This is a genomic window from Enterocloster clostridioformis, assembly GCF_020297485.1.
Taxonomy (GTDB): domain Bacteria; phylum Bacillota; class Clostridia; order Lachnospirales; family Lachnospiraceae; genus Enterocloster; species Enterocloster clostridioformis.
On the sequence record NZ_JAIWZC010000001.1, the window covers coordinates 3,335,632 to 3,353,413 of the forward strand.

At 46.4% G+C, this 17,782-nt stretch carries 13 protein-coding genes; 6 read left to right on the plus strand and 7 right to left on the minus strand.

The window, feature by feature from the left end:
- Positions 1–223: 223 nt before the first annotated feature.
- On the minus strand, positions 224–1,381 hold the full coding sequence (locus LA360_RS16880; protein WP_112481418.1) for an IS91 family transposase: 1,158 nt from the start codon (positions 1,379–1,381) through the stop codon (positions 224–226).
- Entirely contained in the window at positions 1,374–2,240 is an 867-nt protein-coding gene (locus LA360_RS16885) for a tyrosine-type recombinase/integrase (protein ID WP_112481419.1), read from the minus strand. The genes LA360_RS16880 and LA360_RS16885 overlap by 8 nt, the downstream gene beginning before the upstream one ends.
- Before the next feature lie 318 nt (positions 2,241–2,558).
- Between LA360_RS16885 and LA360_RS16890 the strand changes: the two genes are divergently transcribed.
- The 3 genes from LA360_RS16890 to LA360_RS16900 all read left to right on the plus strand — a co-directional run bounded on the left by LA360_RS16890 (position 2,559) and on the right by LA360_RS16900 (position 5,957).
- Entirely contained in the window at positions 2,559–3,371 is an 813-nt protein-coding gene (locus LA360_RS16890; protein WP_170321159.1) for an MBL fold metallo-hydrolase, read from the plus strand.
- A gap of 62 nt (positions 3,372–3,433) precedes the next feature.
- The gene (locus tag LA360_RS16895) at positions 3,434–4,582 is read left to right on the plus strand and encodes a CdaR family transcriptional regulator (RefSeq protein ID WP_022200453.1); all 1,149 of its coding nucleotides are present in this window, start codon (positions 3,434–3,436) and stop codon (positions 4,580–4,582) included.
- 22 nt (positions 4,583–4,604) lie between these two features.
- Complete coding sequence (locus LA360_RS16900) at positions 4,605–5,957, plus strand: GntP family permease (protein WP_002586839.1); 1,353 nt, start codon at positions 4,605–4,607, stop codon at positions 5,955–5,957.
- Positions 5,958–6,167: 210 nt separating this feature from the next.
- Here LA360_RS16900 and LA360_RS16905 read toward each other — a convergent pair whose 3' ends face one another.
- The 4 genes from LA360_RS16905 to LA360_RS16920 are packed head-to-tail and all read right to left on the minus strand — an operon-like array spanning position 6,168 to position 10,739.
- Positions 6,168–7,628 carry a sulfatase-like hydrolase/transferase gene (locus tag LA360_RS16905; protein ID WP_225537589.1) on the minus strand — a complete coding sequence of 487 codons (1,461 nt, stop codon included), beginning with the start codon at positions 7,626–7,628 and terminating at the stop codon, positions 6,168–6,170.
- 5 nt (positions 7,629–7,633) lie between these two features.
- The gene (locus LA360_RS16910; protein WP_002586837.1) at positions 7,634–8,464 is read right to left on the minus strand and encodes a carbohydrate ABC transporter permease; all 831 of its coding nucleotides are present in this window, start codon (positions 8,462–8,464) and stop codon (positions 7,634–7,636) included.
- Positions 8,465–8,478: 14 nt separating this feature from the next.
- Positions 8,479–9,369, minus strand: a complete 891-nt coding sequence (locus LA360_RS16915; protein ID WP_057571371.1) for a carbohydrate ABC transporter permease — start codon at positions 9,367–9,369, stop codon at positions 8,479–8,481.
- 14 nt (positions 9,370–9,383) lie between these two features.
- The gene (locus LA360_RS16920) at positions 9,384–10,739 is read right to left on the minus strand and encodes an ABC transporter substrate-binding protein (RefSeq protein WP_022200450.1); all 1,356 of its coding nucleotides are present in this window, start codon (positions 10,737–10,739) and stop codon (positions 9,384–9,386) included.
- A 245-nt stretch (positions 10,740–10,984) separates the two neighbouring features.
- Here LA360_RS16920 and LA360_RS16925 point away from each other — a divergent pair, with 245 nt between their 5' ends.
- From LA360_RS16925 to LA360_RS16935, 3 genes are read left to right on the plus strand one after another with little or no spacing between them, the layout of a single operon-like run.
- Entirely contained in the window at positions 10,985–12,661 is a 1,677-nt protein-coding gene (locus LA360_RS16925; RefSeq protein WP_225537590.1) for a sensor histidine kinase, read from the plus strand.
- Positions 12,658–14,202 carry a response regulator transcription factor gene (locus LA360_RS16930; RefSeq protein ID WP_022200448.1) on the plus strand — a complete coding sequence of 515 codons (1,545 nt, stop codon included), beginning with the start codon at positions 12,658–12,660 and terminating at the stop codon, positions 14,200–14,202. Before LA360_RS16925 ends, LA360_RS16930 begins: the two co-directional genes overlap by 4 nt.
- A gap of 13 nt (positions 14,203–14,215) precedes the next feature.
- Complete coding sequence (locus LA360_RS16935) at positions 14,216–15,337, plus strand: anaerobic sulfatase maturase (protein ID WP_002594399.1); 1,122 nt, start codon at positions 14,216–14,218, stop codon at positions 15,335–15,337.
- Between the two features lie 85 nt (positions 15,338–15,422).
- On the opposite strand, the gene LA360_RS16940 is transcribed toward LA360_RS16935, so the two are convergent.
- The gene (locus LA360_RS16940; RefSeq protein ID WP_022200446.1) at positions 15,423–17,780 is read right to left on the minus strand and encodes an RNA degradosome polyphosphate kinase; all 2,358 of its coding nucleotides are present in this window, start codon (positions 17,778–17,780) and stop codon (positions 15,423–15,425) included.
- Between the last annotated feature and the right edge of the window lie 2 nt (positions 17,781–17,782).

The window sequence follows — 17,782 nt, forward strand, 5'->3', positions numbered from 1 at the left end:
AAGATAAACTGCTCTGAATGTGATTCTTTCCAATTGTACCAAGTCGCGGAACTTTAGCCATAGGCTGTATGGGGATAGTATTTCCCCAGGGAAGCTTAAAATAGTGGATTATGGTGGTCTGCAATGCAGAAGCAGGACGATTTTAGCTGTATCCCATATTTTTGGGTATGCTTCGCAGACCTCCCGATGGCAGGTCTTAAAAAATATATAGGAAAGCAGCCTGTCAGGAAGAAGGAACATGACACCTTCCCAGCTGTTTCATGGCTGTATGACCACATTCAGGACACACACAGATATCGAAATTCCAGACTGCTTTTAAAAGCTCTGCCAGGGACATTCCGGCGTAACGCTGCTTGAAACGCTGTCCATTCTGAAGCTTAAAGATAACCTTCAGATTCTTATATTTCATCCGATTGTTCAGAAAACCATAATAGCGTATTTTCTGAAAGCCGGAAGGCAGCACATGCATCAGGTAACGGCGTATAAACTCCGTGTTGCCAAGAGTAATCTGACGTTTTGGTTCACCCGGCTTTTTTCCACGGGCAGAGAATGTTACCGTATCTTCCGTAACAGAAAGGATCCTGCTGTTAGAGATGGCGATTTTGTGGATGTAGCGTCCAAGGTATTCAATGACATTGCCGAAGCCGTTGAAGGTTTTCTTGATGTAGGGGCACCAGTCCATTTCATAAAGCTTATTTTTAAATTCCTTCCAGTGGTAAGAATTACGCAGGTTTTCACAGGAGGATGAAAAGTTAAGGGAGCCGCTTTCATAAAGGGAGACAAGGTGTGCCATATATTTCCCCTTAAACTTATCCCGCAGGACCTCCGTACGGATAAAAAACTTAGATGAGGATTTACGGATTTTTCCATCTCCGGTAAGCCCGCCGCCGGAAACAATGCAGTGCATATGTACATGGTAATCCAGCTCCTGATTCCAAGTATGAAGTACTTGGATAATCCCGGGTGTTGCCCCGAGCCACTTCTTATCAGCAGATAATTCCAGAAGTGTTTCGGCGCAGCATCTGTGAAGAAGTCCATACAGAAGCTTCTGGTTGCAGTAAATGAGGGGATTTAATTCATGTGGAAGTGTAAACACTACATGAAAATAGGGTGAATCAATGACCTCAGCACTGCGTTTATCTACCCAGATTTCTTTCTTCACAGCCTGACAGTTGGGGCAGTTGCGGTTGCGGCAGGAATTATTGTGGACTTCCACATGCCCACAGTCGGTACACTGACTTAAGTTGACACCAAGCCTTCCGGATTTGCAGTTTAAGATGGCTCGGGCGGCTTTGCGTTGGACATCCGACTGATAGTGCCCCGGTGCTGAGAAAGCTTCATAGGACTGCTCAAATATCTGCCTGATTTTGTAATCACTCATGGTATTCACCTGCCAATCGGTCAAAAGGGCTGACGGCATTGCGGATGGCATTACCGGAAAGATGGACATAAATAGTGGTGGAAGACAAAGATTTATGTCCCATAAGCGCTTTTATGGTAAGCAGGTCGGTTCCGTTTTCATACAGATGGGTACCAAAAGCATGACGAAAGGAATGACAGGTAAGCCTGCGTTCCCATCCGAGCCTGTCCTCATGGGCATGGATGTGTCTTGAAAGGAAGAATGTGTCGATGGGTCTGTCCTCGCCACTTTGCTTTGGAAAAAGAAAGCCTTTTGGTCTGCCGTATTCAAACCAGTAGCGTGTCAGCAGGTCAAGTGCCGCTTTAGAAAGAATGGCATAGCGGTCATTCCTGTTTTTGGAGTGTGTGATGTGAAGCCGCATGTTTTTGCGGTCAACATCCTCGTAACGCAGACGGCATACTTCACCGATACGAAGCCCTGAGGAATACATGAGTGTAACCATAGTCTTCTGCTTTAAATCAGGTATGGAAGAAATAAACTGCCATGTTTCCTGTTTCGAGGGAACATAGGGAAGGTACTCGTCAAACTTACGCATGGGAAGCTGTGTGTCATCCCATGTTTTGTGAAGAACATACATGGTGAAAAAGCGCAGTTGTGAAATGGCACAGTTGATGGTGCGGTCAGAAAGGTCTCTGGATTTCTGTAGCCATTTGATGTAGTCACGAAGTTCATCCCAGGAAACATCTTCTGGCGATTTGTGAAGAACATTTGCGAGGTAATCCAGATACGCCCGGATGTAAGTACAGTAATTTTTAAGGGTATGGTCGGTAAGACCGCGAAGGGAAATCATTTCCCTGAAAGAATTTAAATATTTGTCCATAGTAAAATCTCCTTTGAAATGCAATAAAAACAGTAGTTACATTTCAAAAAGAGGTGGTGGACGAGTAAAAAAATAAGATATATAGTTGTTGAGTTTAGAAATCCATGATAACATAAGCATAGCAGTTCTTAAAGTTATGAAGTTGTTTGGTGTGGTAACTTAACAATACATCATAAATTTAAAAACTGCTATTTTTTATAAAAAAAGTGGTGGTTTTATGTACCTTGGGCTAGCCGTCGCACTAGCGACTTGGTACAATCATTTCATGAACATTATAATAATTTTATAAATTTTCAGGAGGTGGGGATCATCAAGATAGTGACTGTTATGGACAATCTGGCCGGAGAACAAAAAGCCATGAAGGCAGAACACGGATTGTCCTTTTATGTGGAGACAGGGGATATGCGCATCCTCTTTGACTTCGGAGCAGGCAGACACGCCCTGGAAAATGCCCTCAGACTGGGTATCCGGCCGGAACAGGCAGACATTGCAGTGGGGAGCCACGGGCATTATGACCATGCTGCGGGTTACAGGGATTTTGTGGCGGCAGGCCTTAGCTGTCCCCTGGTTACGGGAAACGGGTTCTTCGAGGAAAAATATGCCAGAAACGGACTCAAGGCAACCTATCTGGGTACGGGATTTGACAGCCTGTTTCTGGAGGAACACGGCATCCGGCATATGGTGTGTGAGTCTGTCCTTCCAATCGGCAGGGGATGCTGGGTCATGGGCGGCATAAGGCGGTCCCATGACTTTGAGACAGTCCCGGAGCGTTTTGTGATACGGGACAAGGACAGATGGAAGCAGGATTATTTTCAGGATGAGGTCTGCCTTGTGCTGGAGGAGAGAGGTGCGCTGGTGGTTATCGTGGGATGCAGCCATCCGGGCATCCTTAACATCCTGGATACGGTAAGGCAGCGCTTCTCCCAGCCCATACGCGCCGTGGTGGGAGGGACCCACCTGGTGGAGGCTGACCGGGAACGTATACACAAGACCATCCGTACCATGAAGGCTCTGGGCATCGGACTTCTGGGCTTTAACCACTGCTCCGGGGAACTTTTACGAAGCATGATGGCTGAAAACCCGGAACTGAACACCGTGTATCTGGGCGCGGGCGACTGCCTGTTCCTCTGATTCCTTTGATACTTTTAATTCCCTGATTACATCGGGGACGCATCTGGCGGCGGGAGGATGATATGTTGGAATTTTCCAGTATGGCACAGGATTTCGTGGAGGCTACCTCCTCCCTGGTGGGAGGGCGCACCATCAACATCATGGACCGGGAAGGTACCATTATCGCCTCCACGGAAAAGGAGCGCATCGGCACCTTCCACCAGGGCGCGGCCGAGGTCATTGCCACCGGAAAGCCGGTTCTTATTGAGACAAAGGATCTGCCCCGGTATCCCGGCGCAAAGGAGGGCTATAACATGCCCATCTTTCTGAAGGATGAGCTGATTGGGGTGGTGGGCATCTTTGGATGCGAGGAGCAGATGCTGAACGTAGCCAATCTTCTGAAGGTCTATGTAACACAGCATTTTGCCCAGCAGGCCATGGCACAGAAACAAAACGTGGAATCTGAGGTGAGGAACCGCCTTCTGAGCCTGCTGCTTCTCGGAGACACGGGGCAGATGGAAACCATTTACCAGCTGTCGGCTCTGATTCCGGTCCAGCTGGTGTTTCCTGTAAAGGTTATTATGATACGGGCATGCAAACGGAAAAATACCAGGGAGCAGATGAACCACTACACCCAGCTCTTCCAGAACATGATGTGGCAGGGTACTCTGGACCGTTCAAGAGATGTGTTCGGCATCCAGAACAATGACTGCATCATCATCCACAGTGTTCCCAGACAAGGGAAGGGAGACGAGGCCCTGGACAAAATCATAGCCCAGGTGGTCCGGGAGGAGGAACTCTGCATTGCTGTCAGCGGTACCTGCGCACGGCTGGAGGACATTCCCGGCGGTATGAAGGAATCCAATACCCTGATTTCCATGGAGGGCGGACCGGTCCGTAATCTGGAGAACAGCCAGGTCAAAATTCAGTATCTGCTTTACAAGTCCCTGATTCACGGCGGTACGAAGTATGCGGAAATGCTGTACCGTAAACTGACAGCCAGCCAGGACGCCAGGCAGGCCGAGGTTCTTCTGATGACTGCCAGGATATATTACCAGGAGAACGGCAGTGTGCAGAAGGCGTCCGAACGGCTTCATCTGCACAAAAATACCCTTCTTTACAGAATGAAACGGCTGTTCCAGCTGCTGGACCTGGAAAACGAGACTCCCTTTACCAGAGAATTTCTGATCCGTCTGATTTTCATATATCATCCGATAGATGATATCACTTAAACATATTTGAGGAGGTTTTACAATGTCAGGTTTATTTATATTCTTAGTCATATTTCTGGCCGTAGTTTGTATGGTATTGGCCATATCTAAATTTAACCAGCACCCGTTCATAGTACTTACGGTTATCGCCATCGCCGTGGGCCTGGTCTGCAAAATTCCCACAGAGGAAGTCATCAACACAGTAAAAAGCGGTTTCGGCAACATACTGGCCAGCATCGGTATCGTAATCCTGGCAGGAACCATCATCGGGACCATCCTTGAAAAGACAGGTGCTGCCCTGACCATGGCCAACACCATTCTCAAGCTGGTTGGAAAGAAAAACAGCGTTCTGACTATGGCCATCACCGGTTATGTGACAGGCATCCCTGTATTCTGCGATTCCGGCTTCGTCATCTTAAGCCCGATCTCCAGAGCCCTGGCCAGCCAGAGCAATGTATCCCTGGCCGTCATGGCTACCGCCCTGTCCGGCGGCTTATATGCAACCCATTGTCTGGTTCCCCCTACCCCTGGCCCTATTGCCATGGCCGGTACCCTGGAAGCCGATTTGGGATTGACCATACTGGTGGGCCTTCTGGTATCCATACCAGCCACCTTATCAGCGCTGTTCTATGCCAAAAAGGTATCCGGCAAAATTGATATTCCTGCCAACCCTGAGTACACGGTGGATGAACTGCTTCAGAAATACGGCAAGCTGCCCGGCGCACTCCACAGTTTCTCGCCCATCCTGCTTCCCATCGTACTGATTGCACTTAAATCCGTAGGCGATTTTCCAAGCGCTCCCTTTGGAGACGGAGTTGTGAAGATGTTGTTCTCCTTTATCGGTAATCCTGTTATTGCCCTGATTTTAGGCGTGTTCCTGGCCATGACCCTGGTTCCGGCTGCTGAGAAGAAAAACACCTTATCCTGGATTACAGAAGGTGTCACCAATTCCGCAGGCATCCTGGCCATCACCGGCGCAGGCGGCGCATTTGGAGCCATCCTTCAGAAACTGCCTATTGCAGATACCCTGAGCGCATCCCTTCTGGGTCTTGGTGTGGGCGTTTTCCTTCCATTCATCATTGCGGCCCTGTTAAAGACAGCCATGGGAGCTTCCACTGTTGCCATGATTACCACCTCCGCTATGATTGCGCCTCTGATGCCTGCCCTGGGATTTACCACCCCGCTGGCAAAGGTACTTGTCATTATGGCTATCGGAGCCGGTTCCATGACCGTATCCCATGCCAATGACTCCTACTTCTGGGTGGTATCCCAGTTCTCTGACATGGAGACAAAGGATGCCTATAAGTGCCAGACCGGTATGACCGGCGTTATGGGTATCGTGACCATTATCATTGTGTTTATACTTTCTCTGGTGTTCTGTGGTGTCCATAGCTAATGTCTGCAGAACAAACACTATCTTCCCGGTTCCGGTAGATCCTATCTGCCAGGATGCGGCTTGGGCAGCGCCCCTCCCGTTCCCGGAAGCCATCGCCTGGAGGTTTCCGGCTTCATTGCAGCCATCAAAGGCCCCTTACAATAAGCCGGACAAAGGGCCGGCTGGCGCTGACAATACGATCAGGAATCCTTAATAGCAAAATGCAGGTCCTTAAGAACGATGATATAACTCTATAGACTGATCAAATGCATTTTCCTCATAACACATTTTCTCCTGTCCCCGGCCTACAGCACCGCATATTCTTGCATCCATTTTAGGAACGGAATAGCGGTCGAACCATCCTTCCAGCTCTGTCTTAAGGCTCCTGATCTGCTCTTCAAATTCCGGATTTCCGAAGAGGTTGGTTTCCTCATCCGGGTCCTTTGACAGGTCATAAAACTCGCAGGGACTGTCTCCGTAGCGGTGGATATATTTTAAACTTCCCTTTTTTATCATACGGGTCTTGCTGTATTCGTCAAATACAACAATCCGGTCTTCATATTTTTCCGCTGGATGATTGATCTGCTCCAACAGGCTTTTTCCCGGCTGCAGCGGCTCCAGCTCATATTTGCATCCTGCCAGTGACAGGATAGTAGGGAAAATATCATACTGTCCGGCCATAGCAGAACAGGTGGATCCAGGTGCTTCGCATTCGGGAACTTTAATGATAAATGGAATTTTTACGGATGAATCATACATATTTGGCGGATAGGTACCGTTTCCTTTTCCCCAGATTCCGTGCTGCCCCAGGTTCATACCGTTATCGGAAGTAAAGATGATCACTGTATCCTCTTTGAGCCCATGGGCATCTACCCAGTCCATGATCTTTCCTACGCCTGCATCCATGGCAGAGATAGCGGCATAATATCCCGTAAGATATTCCCTTCTCTTCTCAGGTGTATCACCGATCGGACAGGTATTATTTGCCTGCCATGGATGAATAGGAAGATCCTGTGTATCTTTAAATTCGCAGTCCTTATACAGATCCCTGAATTTCTTCGGGTGTTCACTTGCATCCCAGGGGCTATGAGGCGCTGTATAATGGACACTTAAATAAAATGGGGCCCCTTCTCCTGAAAGCCGGTCCAGATACTCTAAAGCATGGTTTGTGATGGTATCTGTAATATATTCATGGGAAATGGATAACTCTCCGTCTTCAAATATATCTGCATCATAATAATGGCAGCCGCCTCTTCCAATGGTAAAATAATACTCAAATCCCTTTTTCTTTGTAATATTATCTCCCATATGCCATTTTCCGCTTAAAGCACAGTGGTAACCATTTTCAGCCAGATATTCCATATAGGTTTTATGGCCTTTCAGGTAATCAATGGACTTGTCTTCCATATCAAATCCATCCATCATTGCCATATGAGGATATTTCCAGGCATCCAGATTTCCCTTCCTCAACCAGTCCTGTATGCCATGGCAGGAAGGGATCTTTCCAGTTACGATACTGGCTCTTGCCGGTGAGCAGACCGGAGAAGTACAGTAGAATTCATCAAAGGTCACTCCCGCCTCTGCCAGGCGTTTCAGATTCGGGGTCTTAATATCATGGTTTGTCTCAGATTCTACAGCCCATGCCCCCTGGTCATCTGTAATTACAAAAATAATATTTGGTTTCTTTTTCATGCTTCTCATCCTTTCACGCCGCCTGCTGTCAGGCCTCCGATATAATACTTCTGGGCCGCCAGGAATATGGCAAAAATAGGCAGGATAGAGATTACGCTTGCAGCCATGATCAGACTGTATTTAAGCCCTGTCTCATCCATAAAATTTACCAGTCCCAGATTGATGGTGTACAGATCCTTGTTATTAATAAAAATCAGTGCATTGTCGTAATCATTCCAGCTCCAGGTAAAGAAAAGAATGACCAGTGTTACCAGTGCCGGTTTGCACAAGGGCGCAATGATCTGAAAACAGATCCGCAGATCCCCCGCTCCGTCGATCCGGGCCGCTTCCGAAAGCTCCTCCGGGATCTGCAGCATATACTGCCGCACCATAAATACACCGTAAATAGAGAATGCGGCGGGAAGAATCAGCGCCCAGTGGGTATTGTAGATTCCGATTTCCTTAAACATTAAAAGCTTGGGAACCATCAGCAGCTGATGAGGAATCATCATGGTAGCCAGGTAGAGCAGAAAAATCTTATCTCTTCCCGGAAACTTCAGTTTTGAAAATCCATATCCCGCAAGAATAGAAGTAGTCACTGCAAATACCACAGAAAGCAGAGTTACTTTTGCAGAATTAAGGAACATCAGGGAATAGCTGTATTTTCCGAACCATACCTCTCTATAATTCTGCAGGTTCAGATAATCCGGAATCAACCGGAAAGGAACTGCGAATACATCTGCCTCACGCTTAAAGCTTGCTGATATCATCCATATAAAAGGAACGGTACAGACAATTACCATAAACCACAGGCAGGCGGTACATATAATCTTTGCTGTTTTATGATTTTTGTTCATTTTACCTTGCCTCCTTATGCCTCGTTCCTTTTCTGGATACGGAACTGGATCCAGGTGATGAAGAAAATAATCGCCAGAAGGACAATCCCCTGAGCGGATGCAAATTCCAGCTTTCCGAACTGGAATGCTGTGCGGTAAATATTGTATACAAGCATGGTAGTTGCAGTTCCCGGTCCGCCATGGGTCATCAGGTTGATCAGTCCAAATACCTTAAATGAATTGATAATGGATGTGATCACAATAAAAAATGTAGTACCGGATAACATGGGAATCGTCACATACCAGATCCGTGCAATACCATTGGCTCCGTCAATGGCTGCAGCTTCATACAGATCTCTTGGCACATTGATCATACCGGAAAGAAACAGGATCACTGTATATCCCAGGTTCTGCCAGATACAGATCAATACAATGGCGGGAAGGGCCCAGCGAAGGTCTGACACAAAAACAGGCGGATTTTCCATTCCTATTTTACGAAGCAGATTTAAAATGGGGCCGTTATTAGAAAACAGCGCCAGCCATACAGCGGATATTGCTACAATATTTACAATATAGGGTAAATACAGACCTAACTGTACGAATTTTTTTCCAATCACATATTCATTTAATACATAAGCCACCATAAATGAAAGTACAATCAGAACAGCTACATAACTTACAGTAAAAACAATGTTATTGATGAGGGATGCCCTAAACCACGCATCCCTCCACATTTCCACATAGTTGGAAAATCCCTGGATCCTGATTCCCTTGATTCCCTTGGAATAATCCCATTTGGATATGCTTATAATAAAACTGAAAAGCATGGGAACTGTCCAGAATATAAGTACACCAATCAGATTGAGCCCTATGAAGGCATACCCCTTCATAGCAGATTTTGCCTTCTTGATTTTTCGTTTATTCATAGGTATCACCTGCGCTACTGTTCCTGGGCGATCTTCTCATCCGCTCTCTTCTGGGCAATTTTCAGAGTATCCTCCACGGACTGGGCTCCGGCAAATACCTTATCAAATTCCTCTGTTAAAATGGTATTGATCTCCGCAGCGGCTGTCATATTCTTACGGATGGAGACATCACTTCCTGCCAAATATACATCTTTTGCACTCTCCATATCAAACAGCTCCTGCTGATCACCAAAGATAAGGGAAGCCACCTTATCTGCATCATACTTCTTACATGCCGGAATTCTCGCATAAGGTGCCACATAATCCATGCCTTCCTCGATATACCACTTGATGAACTTCATGGCTTCCTGCGGATGCTCTGACTTGGAATTAACACTTAAGTCATCCGTATAAGATGTAGTATAATTGTGTTCCTGATCTGCGGACAATCTTGGCATTGGAGCGAAGCCTACCTTGAAATCATGAGGATAGTTAGCTGTATCCTTTACATCTCTCACTACCCAGTCGCCGAATATCATAGCTGCTTTTCCTGTCAGCAGCATGCTTGCGGGCGCCATTTTCTGTGTGGTCACATCTACATAGCTTGGCTCAATACCTTCGCTGACGCGCTGTAAATATTTCTCTGTTATATCTTTTACATCTTCTGTATCAATAAACGCTGATTTTCCGTCCGGGGCATACATCCAGTCCACTCCCAGCTTACTGTTTAACATACGCAGTGCCGGCTGTCCCGCATCATATCCAGGGAAGAACCAGCCATAAACCTTGTCATTTCCTTCTCCTTTGGTGAGTTTTCTGGCTGTATCCAGGAATTCGTCATAGGTCCAGTCTTTGCTTGGATACGGTACGCCTGCTTCATCAAACATCTGCTGATTATAAAGGATCGTCTCTGTAATTCTCTTTGCCGGAAGACTGTAATAATGTCCGTTTATTTCTTTCTGGGAAATAGTATCCTCATAGTCTTCATCCAGCTTAAAGCCTGCGCTGTCAAATAATTCATCCAGCGGATAAGTATAACCGCTGTCAATTCTCTTCTTTAAAAGAACATCATTCATACTGAAGAAAACGTCAATAGAAGTATCTGACATCAACGTCATATCCAGCTTGGTATTTCCCGCATCATCATTGACATATCTTGTATACTCCACCTGAAGATTGGGATCTATCTTATTAAAAGCTTCACATACCTGTTCCGGCCCCATATTCTCCGCAAAGGATCCCCACCAGTGGAGCACCACCGGTTCTGCGGATGCCTCTGCCTTTGCCTCCCCTTTTTGATCGGTTGTGGAACCTGAACCGCCGCATCCTGCCATTACAGAAGCTGCCATAATAACAGACAGCCCCAACGCAACTGTTCTTCCTGTTTTCATAAACCATACCTCCTGCTGTTTGATGGCCCCATTATATACCGGTTCCTGCTTATAATGAACGCAGAAATAAAGGGGAAACTGGTAATTTTTTATGCACCTTTATTCGATTGGTAATTTCTTTTGCAAAATGGTAATTTTTTACGCGTTTTTCAAAGAAGCTTTTCTTTCCTGTCTTTTTTATTGTATACTCTATGTAAACACTTGATTTGATGGAAAGGCGGTTTATAATGATGAAACAGACTTTTATGAAACTGAATCTGTCCTGCCGTCTGTTTATGATCATTATTGTACTTTTTCTGATTCCCTATCTGTCCCTTTTTTCCTGGGCTTACAGGAAAGCGGAGAGCATTATCCGTACCAAAGCACAGTCCCTGGAAAAAGAAAACCTAAGCCAGACAAGAAATGACATTGAGAACCTTTGCTTAAACATTGCCAAGGCTTCTGATTACCTGATCTCCCTGGATCATTACGGTGTACTCTATCGTGAATCAGAACAAAGGGGATATACTTATTTAAAATGCTGGCAGTACGTAGATGAACAGATCCAGAATGCAAATAACGCCCTGTTAAATTCCAGTGCAGATATCAGCGTTCTTTCCAAAGACCGGCTTTTATACTCCACACTTTCTTACCAGAAATTCCGGTATCAGGATTTTTTCAGAGAACAGGTCGTTTCCACTACATATTTTTCAAATGCTCACAAAAGTTATCGCAATTTTGAAAATGACCAGACTTTTATTTCCTATATCAGAGAACTTCCATCCTTCTGTTCTCAGTCATATTATCTGGTGATCTCCATTCCGGCAAACAATTTTTCAAAGCTTCTTGGAACTGCTGCCGGAACCATGGAACTGACGGATTCTGCGGGCAATACCATCTGCGGAGTCCGTTCACCCCAAAATAACGAAAGCTTCCGGGAAGAAACCTCCATCTTCCTCTCCGGTTGGAAATTGGAAGATACCATTTCCACAGATTTTCTCTACAGGGACATTTACCAGCTGCGTCTGTTTACATTTGCTGTATCCTTAGTGTTATTAATGGCATGCCTTCTGGTAACATTTTCTGCTATTTACGCTCAGTTAAGGCCTCTTTTAAAGCTGAAAGAGCAAATGGAGCTGGTGATGTCAGGCAATCTGAATGCGGAAGTGGCCACCACCAATTCCAGAGACGAGATCAGCAGTCTTTCTCGTACCTTTAACAACATGGTCAATGAAATCAGCCACCTGATCAATGAAATCCAGGCCACTCAGAAAAGAGAAAGTGAGCTGCGTTTTGAAATGCTCTTAGCACAGATCAATCCCCACTTTCTCTTTAATACCTTAAACTCTATTAAATGGATGTCAGTGGTATCCGGAACAGACCACATCACCACGACCATAACCTCTCTCGGACGCCTTCTTGAGATCAGTATGAACAAGGTTAATGATGTACTTCCGCTTGGCGAAGAACTGGAAAATATAAGAAGCTATATCCAGATCCAACAGGTACGGTATCCGGGACGTTTTAATGTATTTTACCATATAGATGATTCCCTTTTAGACTGCCGCACCTTAAAACTGATCTTGCAGCCTCTTGTGGAAAATTCCATTCTCCACAACATTGAGCACCGCGATTATCTTTCCATTGACATTTCCGGAAAGCTTTCTGAGGATCTTATTATCCTGTGTGTAAAAGATAACGGAACCGGTATGACAAAAGAACAGATGGAACAGATCTTAAAGCCTAAGACACATGCAGAAAAAGGCTATGTTTTCTCCGGACTGGGTGTATGCAATGTAGAAGAACGGATCCGGCTTGCATATGGCCCTGATTACGGATTAGTATATAACAGTGACGGCTATTCCTATACGGAAGTAACGATCACTTTTCCCCGACACCAGAAATCAGACCCATTTTTATTACAGAAAGAAGCAAAACAATGATAAAAATACTGATCGCAGATGATGAACCACTGGTAAGAGCCGGTATTAAGGCAGTAATCCCCTGGAATGATCATGGTTTTGATGTAATTGGAGAAGTCTCCGATGGAAACGAAGCTTATGAAAAAATCCTGGCCCTGAAACCCGATATACTGATCACAGACATAAAAATGCCTGGAATGGATGGTATCACGCTGCTTAAAAAGTTAAAACAGGAGAAAGTTCCCATACAATCAGTGGTGCTCAGCTGCTTTGACGAATTTGAACTCGTCAGAGAAGCCATGAAATACGGCGCCCGGGACTATATCCTGAAATTATCCATTGACCCGGCAAAGATCCTGGAAGTTCTCGGTGAGATCCGGCAGGATCTGGCTGACCTGCCGGAAAATGAGCCGCATTTTTCTTTAAATACTGATGATCTGAAATATCTCTTTATAAAAAAACTGCAGAACCGGGGATTCACCTCAGATGAACAGATAGAAAATGTGCTCCACAACATTCAGCTGACTATTTCCCTGAAAAATTATTACCTGATGCGTTTTACCTTTGAACCGGAAACAGCCAAAATACCGGATGACAACCGCAGAAAAATGATTTATAATCTGTTGAACCAGCTTTGCCAGCGCTACCCTGGGAATGAACTGTTCTCCCTGGATGAAAAAGGATATCTGATCATACAAAATGCAGAAAAAAATGATTTTCTCTGCCGTCAGATTTCTGCAGCCATGAAGCAGTATGCCAACCAGACCGTATATTTCGGCATAAGTCCCAGATTGAAGGATTATTCAGTGTTTAAAGACGGATTAAAACAGGCGGAAGATACATTAAACACCTGTGTTTTTTATGAACAAACAGAACCTTTGACTTTCCGGATGCTTACATCTGCAGGTTTCCCATTTATTACCAGCTGCCTGGCCCAGAAGCTTTATATTTCTCTTTCCTCCGGCAACACAGAGAAATCCTGTGAGCTGATTTCCCGCTTTTTGCTCTGGCTGAAAAGCGGACTGTTCTTTTCTTCCCTCTGCTATTCTTATCTGGAGGAGATCCTGAATATTTATGTGCGGGTAGCAAGAGAACAGAATTTTTCCATTTACCAGATGCAGGACGGTGAAGCCGACATTTTCAGCCGGATCCGCCAGACGCACACCCTTCGCTCCTGCGAACAGGTCTTGTCCGGCTTTACCAGAAAGTTTACGGAATTCATCCGTGAAAAACGTTCCGGTGAACGCTCCGAAATCCTGAAGATCAAAGAATACCTGCAGCTTCATTACAGTGAAAATATTGACCTGAACCTGATTGCAGAACTGGTAAATATTACGCCGTCCCACTTAAGCAACCTTTTTAAAAAGGAAACGGGAGTGAATTTTTCCACTTATCTCACGGATGTCCGGATGAAGGCAGCCAGGAAGCTTTTACAGTCGCCGGAATTTCTGATCTATGAGGTTGCAGAAAAAACCGGATATTCCAATGCAGGATATTTTGGAAAAGCTTTTAAAAAATATTGGGGTATATCCCCGGAAGAATTTAAAAAAGAACAACGTTAGGAGTTTACATACTATGCCGGCTATCAGCGTACTTATCAAGCCATCCTCCGGGATGTGCAATATGCATTGTGATTATTGTTTTTATTGTGATGAAGCCCAGAAACGGCTTCAGAAGTCTTATGGATTTATGTCTGAAGAAACTTTAAAAAATGTGATCCGCAAGACAATCCTGCGGGCAGAAGGTGCTGTTGCCTATGCTTTTCAGGGCGGTGAGCCTACCCTTCGGGGAATTGATTTCTTTAAGAAAGCCATTGCTTATGAAACCCAGTATAACCGATACCATATACAGGTCCGCAATGCATTACAGACAAACGGATATCTGTTGGACGATGAATGGTGCCGCTTTTTAAAGGAAAATCATTTTCTGGTAGGTTTGTCTTTAGACGGGACAAAAGAAACCAATGACATGTACCGCCATGCTTCCGGCTGTGAATCTGTTTTTGACCGGATCTTCCAGGCTGCAAAACTGCTGGAAAAGCACGGAGTGGATTTTAATATCCTTACAGTAGTAACCAATAATACCGCTGCCCATATAAAAGAGATCTATGAGTTTTATCGGAAACAGAACTGGGACTACCAGCAGTATATTGCCTGCCTTGATCCCTTAGATGAAGAGCACGGGAAGAATTCCTATGCCCTCTCTCCTGAGCAGTACAAGGATTTCCTGATCACTTTATTCCATCTCTGGTACGAAGACTGGAAGAAGGGCTGCCAGCCTTATATCCGCCAGTTTGAAAATTATATTGGCATCCTCATGGGCTACCGCCCGGAAGCCTGTGATCAGTGCGGTGTATGCAATATCCAGAATGCAGTGGAAGCAGACGGCAGCGTTTATCCCTGTGATTTCTATGTATTGGATGAATACCGGCTGGGAAATTTTAATACGGATCAGCTGGATAGCATTGACCGGCGCCGTCAGGAAATCGGATTTATTGAACGTTCTAAAAAATTAAAAGATTCCTGCCTTTCCTGTTCCTATTACAATATCTGCCGGGGCGGCTGCCAGAGAAACCGGGATCTGGATCCTGAAAGCGGACTTTATGACAATTATTTCTGTGAAAGCTACCGCATATTCTTTGATGCCTGTCTGCCTCTTATGGAGGAGATTGCGAAAAAACAGAGTACTGAACGATAAGCCGGATTACTTTTACATTAAGCGAATCCCCAAGTCTTGCACGACCTAGGGATTCTTTTAGAAACGATTCTTTTTGGAACGTTACCTAATTACTGCTCATAACCGGCTTAAACACCCTGCTCCTGGCCGGATCCTCCTCATCTGCGGACTCCTTAGCCATAAGGACAGCTTCCCTGCAGAACTGCTCCTGGGAATTGACCAGGACCTTGCCCCTCTTATCCTCCTTCTCGTAACTGCCGTCCGGCTGAAGTATATGGGCCTTTACATTGTCCTCCAGCTCCACTTCCAGAATATGGATTACCTTTTCCCTTAATATCTCGTCCTCAACAGGGAACATGATTTCCACCCGGCGGTCTAAGTTCCTGGGCATCCAGTCCGCGCTGCCCATGTATACCTCCGGGCTTGCGTCATTGAAGAAATAAAAGATACGGCTGTGCTCCAGAAAGTTGCCTACAATGGAGCGCACGGATATGTTCTCGCTGAGTCCCGGCACACCTGCCTTCAGGCAGCAGATGCCGCGGATAATCATTTCCACCTTGACTCCCGCGCAGGACGCCTCATACAGAGCTGTGATGATTTCCTTGTCACACAGGGAATTCATCTTGGCCATAATGTGGGCCGGCCGGCCGGCCCTGGCATGCTCCGTCTCCCTGCGTATCATGCGCAGGAACCTTCCCCTGAGCCAGAGGGGGGCCACAGACAGCTTATTCCAGGCCAGAGGCTCGGAATAACCGGACAGCATGTTGAATACGGCGGTGGCGTCCTCCCCTATCTGGGGATTGCAGGTAAGTATGCCGCAGTCCGTGTAAAGCTTGGCCGTGGAATCATTGTAATTGCCGGTGCCCAGATGTACATAGCGGCGGATTCCATCCTCCTCCATCCTTACCACCAGGGTAATCTTGCTGTGGGTCTTAAGGCCCACCAGACCGTAAATCACATGGCATCCGGCCTTCTCAAGCATCTTTGCCCAGTTGATATTGTTCTCCTCGTCAAAACGGGCTTTCAGCTCCACCAGCACCGACACCTGCTTGCCATTGTCCGCTGCCTCCGCCAGAGCCGCAATAATGGGAGAATTTCCGCTGACACGGTACAGGGTCTGCTTGATGGCCAGGACCTCCGAATCCCTTGCGGCGCTGCGCACAAAGTTCACCACCGGATCAAAGCTCTGATATGGATGGTGAAGCAGAATATCGCCTTTCCTGATATTGGTGAATATATCATCCTCATTCATAAGGGCCGGCACGGGCTGGGGCACATACCGGGGCGCCTTGAACAGTTCAAAGCCTTCCAGTCCGTACATCTTCATAAGGAATGTCAGGTCCAGGGGACCGTTAATCTCAAAGATATCCTGGCTGTTAATGGACAATTCCTTTCGGAGGATTTTAAGGAGGCGCTTATCCACATTGTCCTCTATTTCCAGGCGGATGGCCTCGCCCCACTGACGTTTCTTAAGCTGCTTCTGGATTTCCTCCAGCAGGTCCACGGCCTCCTCCTCGTCTATGGTAAGGTCGGCGTTCCTCATGATGCGGAATGGATGGGAGGCCACAATGTCATAATTGAGGAACAATGCAGGCATGTTCCGCTCTATGATTTCCTCCAGAAGGATGACCACCCTCTGCTCCTTGCCGTCCTCGTCTATCTCCCTGGGCAGCTCCACAATCCTGGAAATGACCGAAGGAACCTGCACCATGGCGAATTCCAGTTCCTCATCCTCACCACTCTTCTTTTTCAAAAGGGCGGCAATGTTCAGCGTCTTGTTCCGTATCAGCGGGAAGGGCCTGGAGGAATCAAAGGCCATGGGCGTCAGGACCGGATATACGTTCTTCTTAAAATACTCGTCCGCATATGCCGCTTCTTCCCCGGTCATATCCTCATGTTCTGTTATGATGCGCAGCCCGTTCTGTCTTAAGGCGGGCACCAGGGAACGGTTATAGGTGGAATACTGCATCTCCACCAGCTCATGGGTCCTCTCGCTGATCCGGTCCAGCTGTTCCTGGGGCGTCAGGCCCGCAATGTCGGGCTTGGTGTACTTTGCGTGTACCATGTCCTTTAAGGAGGCCACCCGTACCATATAAAACTCGTCCAGGTTGGAGGCGGTTATGCTCAGGAATTTAAGACGCTCAAAAAGCGGGATGCTCTTGTCCCTGGACTCGCTGAGCACACGGTAGTTGAATTCCAGCCAGCTCAGTTCACGGTTAACATAATTCGTCGGATCCGCCGCAAAATCAATGGCTGCTGCTTCCTGTCCGGCCGCGGTATTTCCCTGAGCCGTATTATCCGCCTTACTCCCGGACTCTGCCTTAATCCCGGCATTTCGCCTGGATGAGCCGCCTTTTACCGAAGCTGCCCTTAATGTATCGGATTTCTCCGCTTTATTTTTCTCTACTTTAGCTTTCTCTGTCTTGGATTTAGATGCCTGAGGCTTTCCAGCTGATTCTGCCATAT

Excerpts from the sequence above, each read along its gene's own strand:
- LA360_RS16880 (WP_112481418.1), bottom strand. The coding sequence starts at position 1,381 with ATGAGTGATTACAAAATCAGGCAGATATTTGAGCAGTCCTATGAAGCT.
- LA360_RS16885 (WP_112481419.1), bottom strand. The coding sequence starts at position 2,240 with ATGGACAAATATTTAAATTCTTTCAGGGAAATGATTTCCCTTCGCGGT.
- LA360_RS16895 (WP_022200453.1), top strand. The coding sequence starts at position 3,434 with ATGTTGGAATTTTCCAGTATGGCACAGGATTTCGTGGAGGCTACCTCC.
- LA360_RS16900 (WP_002586839.1), top strand. The coding sequence starts at position 4,605 with ATGTCAGGTTTATTTATATTCTTAGTCATATTTCTGGCCGTAGTTTGT.
- LA360_RS16905 (WP_225537589.1), bottom strand. The coding sequence starts at position 7,628 with ATGAAAAAGAAACCAAATATTATTTTTGTAATTACAGATGACCAGGGG.
- LA360_RS16910 (WP_002586837.1), bottom strand. The coding sequence starts at position 8,464 with ATGAACAAAAATCATAAAACAGCAAAGATTATATGTACCGCCTGCCTG.
- LA360_RS16915 (WP_057571371.1), bottom strand. The coding sequence starts at position 9,369 with ATGAATAAACGAAAAATCAAGAAGGCAAAATCTGCTATGAAGGGGTAT.
- LA360_RS16920 (WP_022200450.1), bottom strand. The coding sequence starts at position 10,739 with ATGAAAACAGGAAGAACAGTTGCGTTGGGGCTGTCTGTTATTATGGCA.
- LA360_RS16925 (WP_225537590.1), top strand. The coding sequence starts at position 10,985 with ATGAAACTGAATCTGTCCTGCCGTCTGTTTATGATCATTATTGTACTT.
- LA360_RS16930 (WP_022200448.1), top strand. The coding sequence starts at position 12,658 with ATGATAAAAATACTGATCGCAGATGATGAACCACTGGTAAGAGCCGGT.
- LA360_RS16935 (WP_002594399.1), top strand. The coding sequence starts at position 14,216 with ATGCCGGCTATCAGCGTACTTATCAAGCCATCCTCCGGGATGTGCAAT.
- LA360_RS16940 (WP_022200446.1), bottom strand. The coding sequence starts at position 17,780 with ATGGCAGAATCAGCTGGAAAGCCTCAGGCATCTAAATCCAAGACAGAG.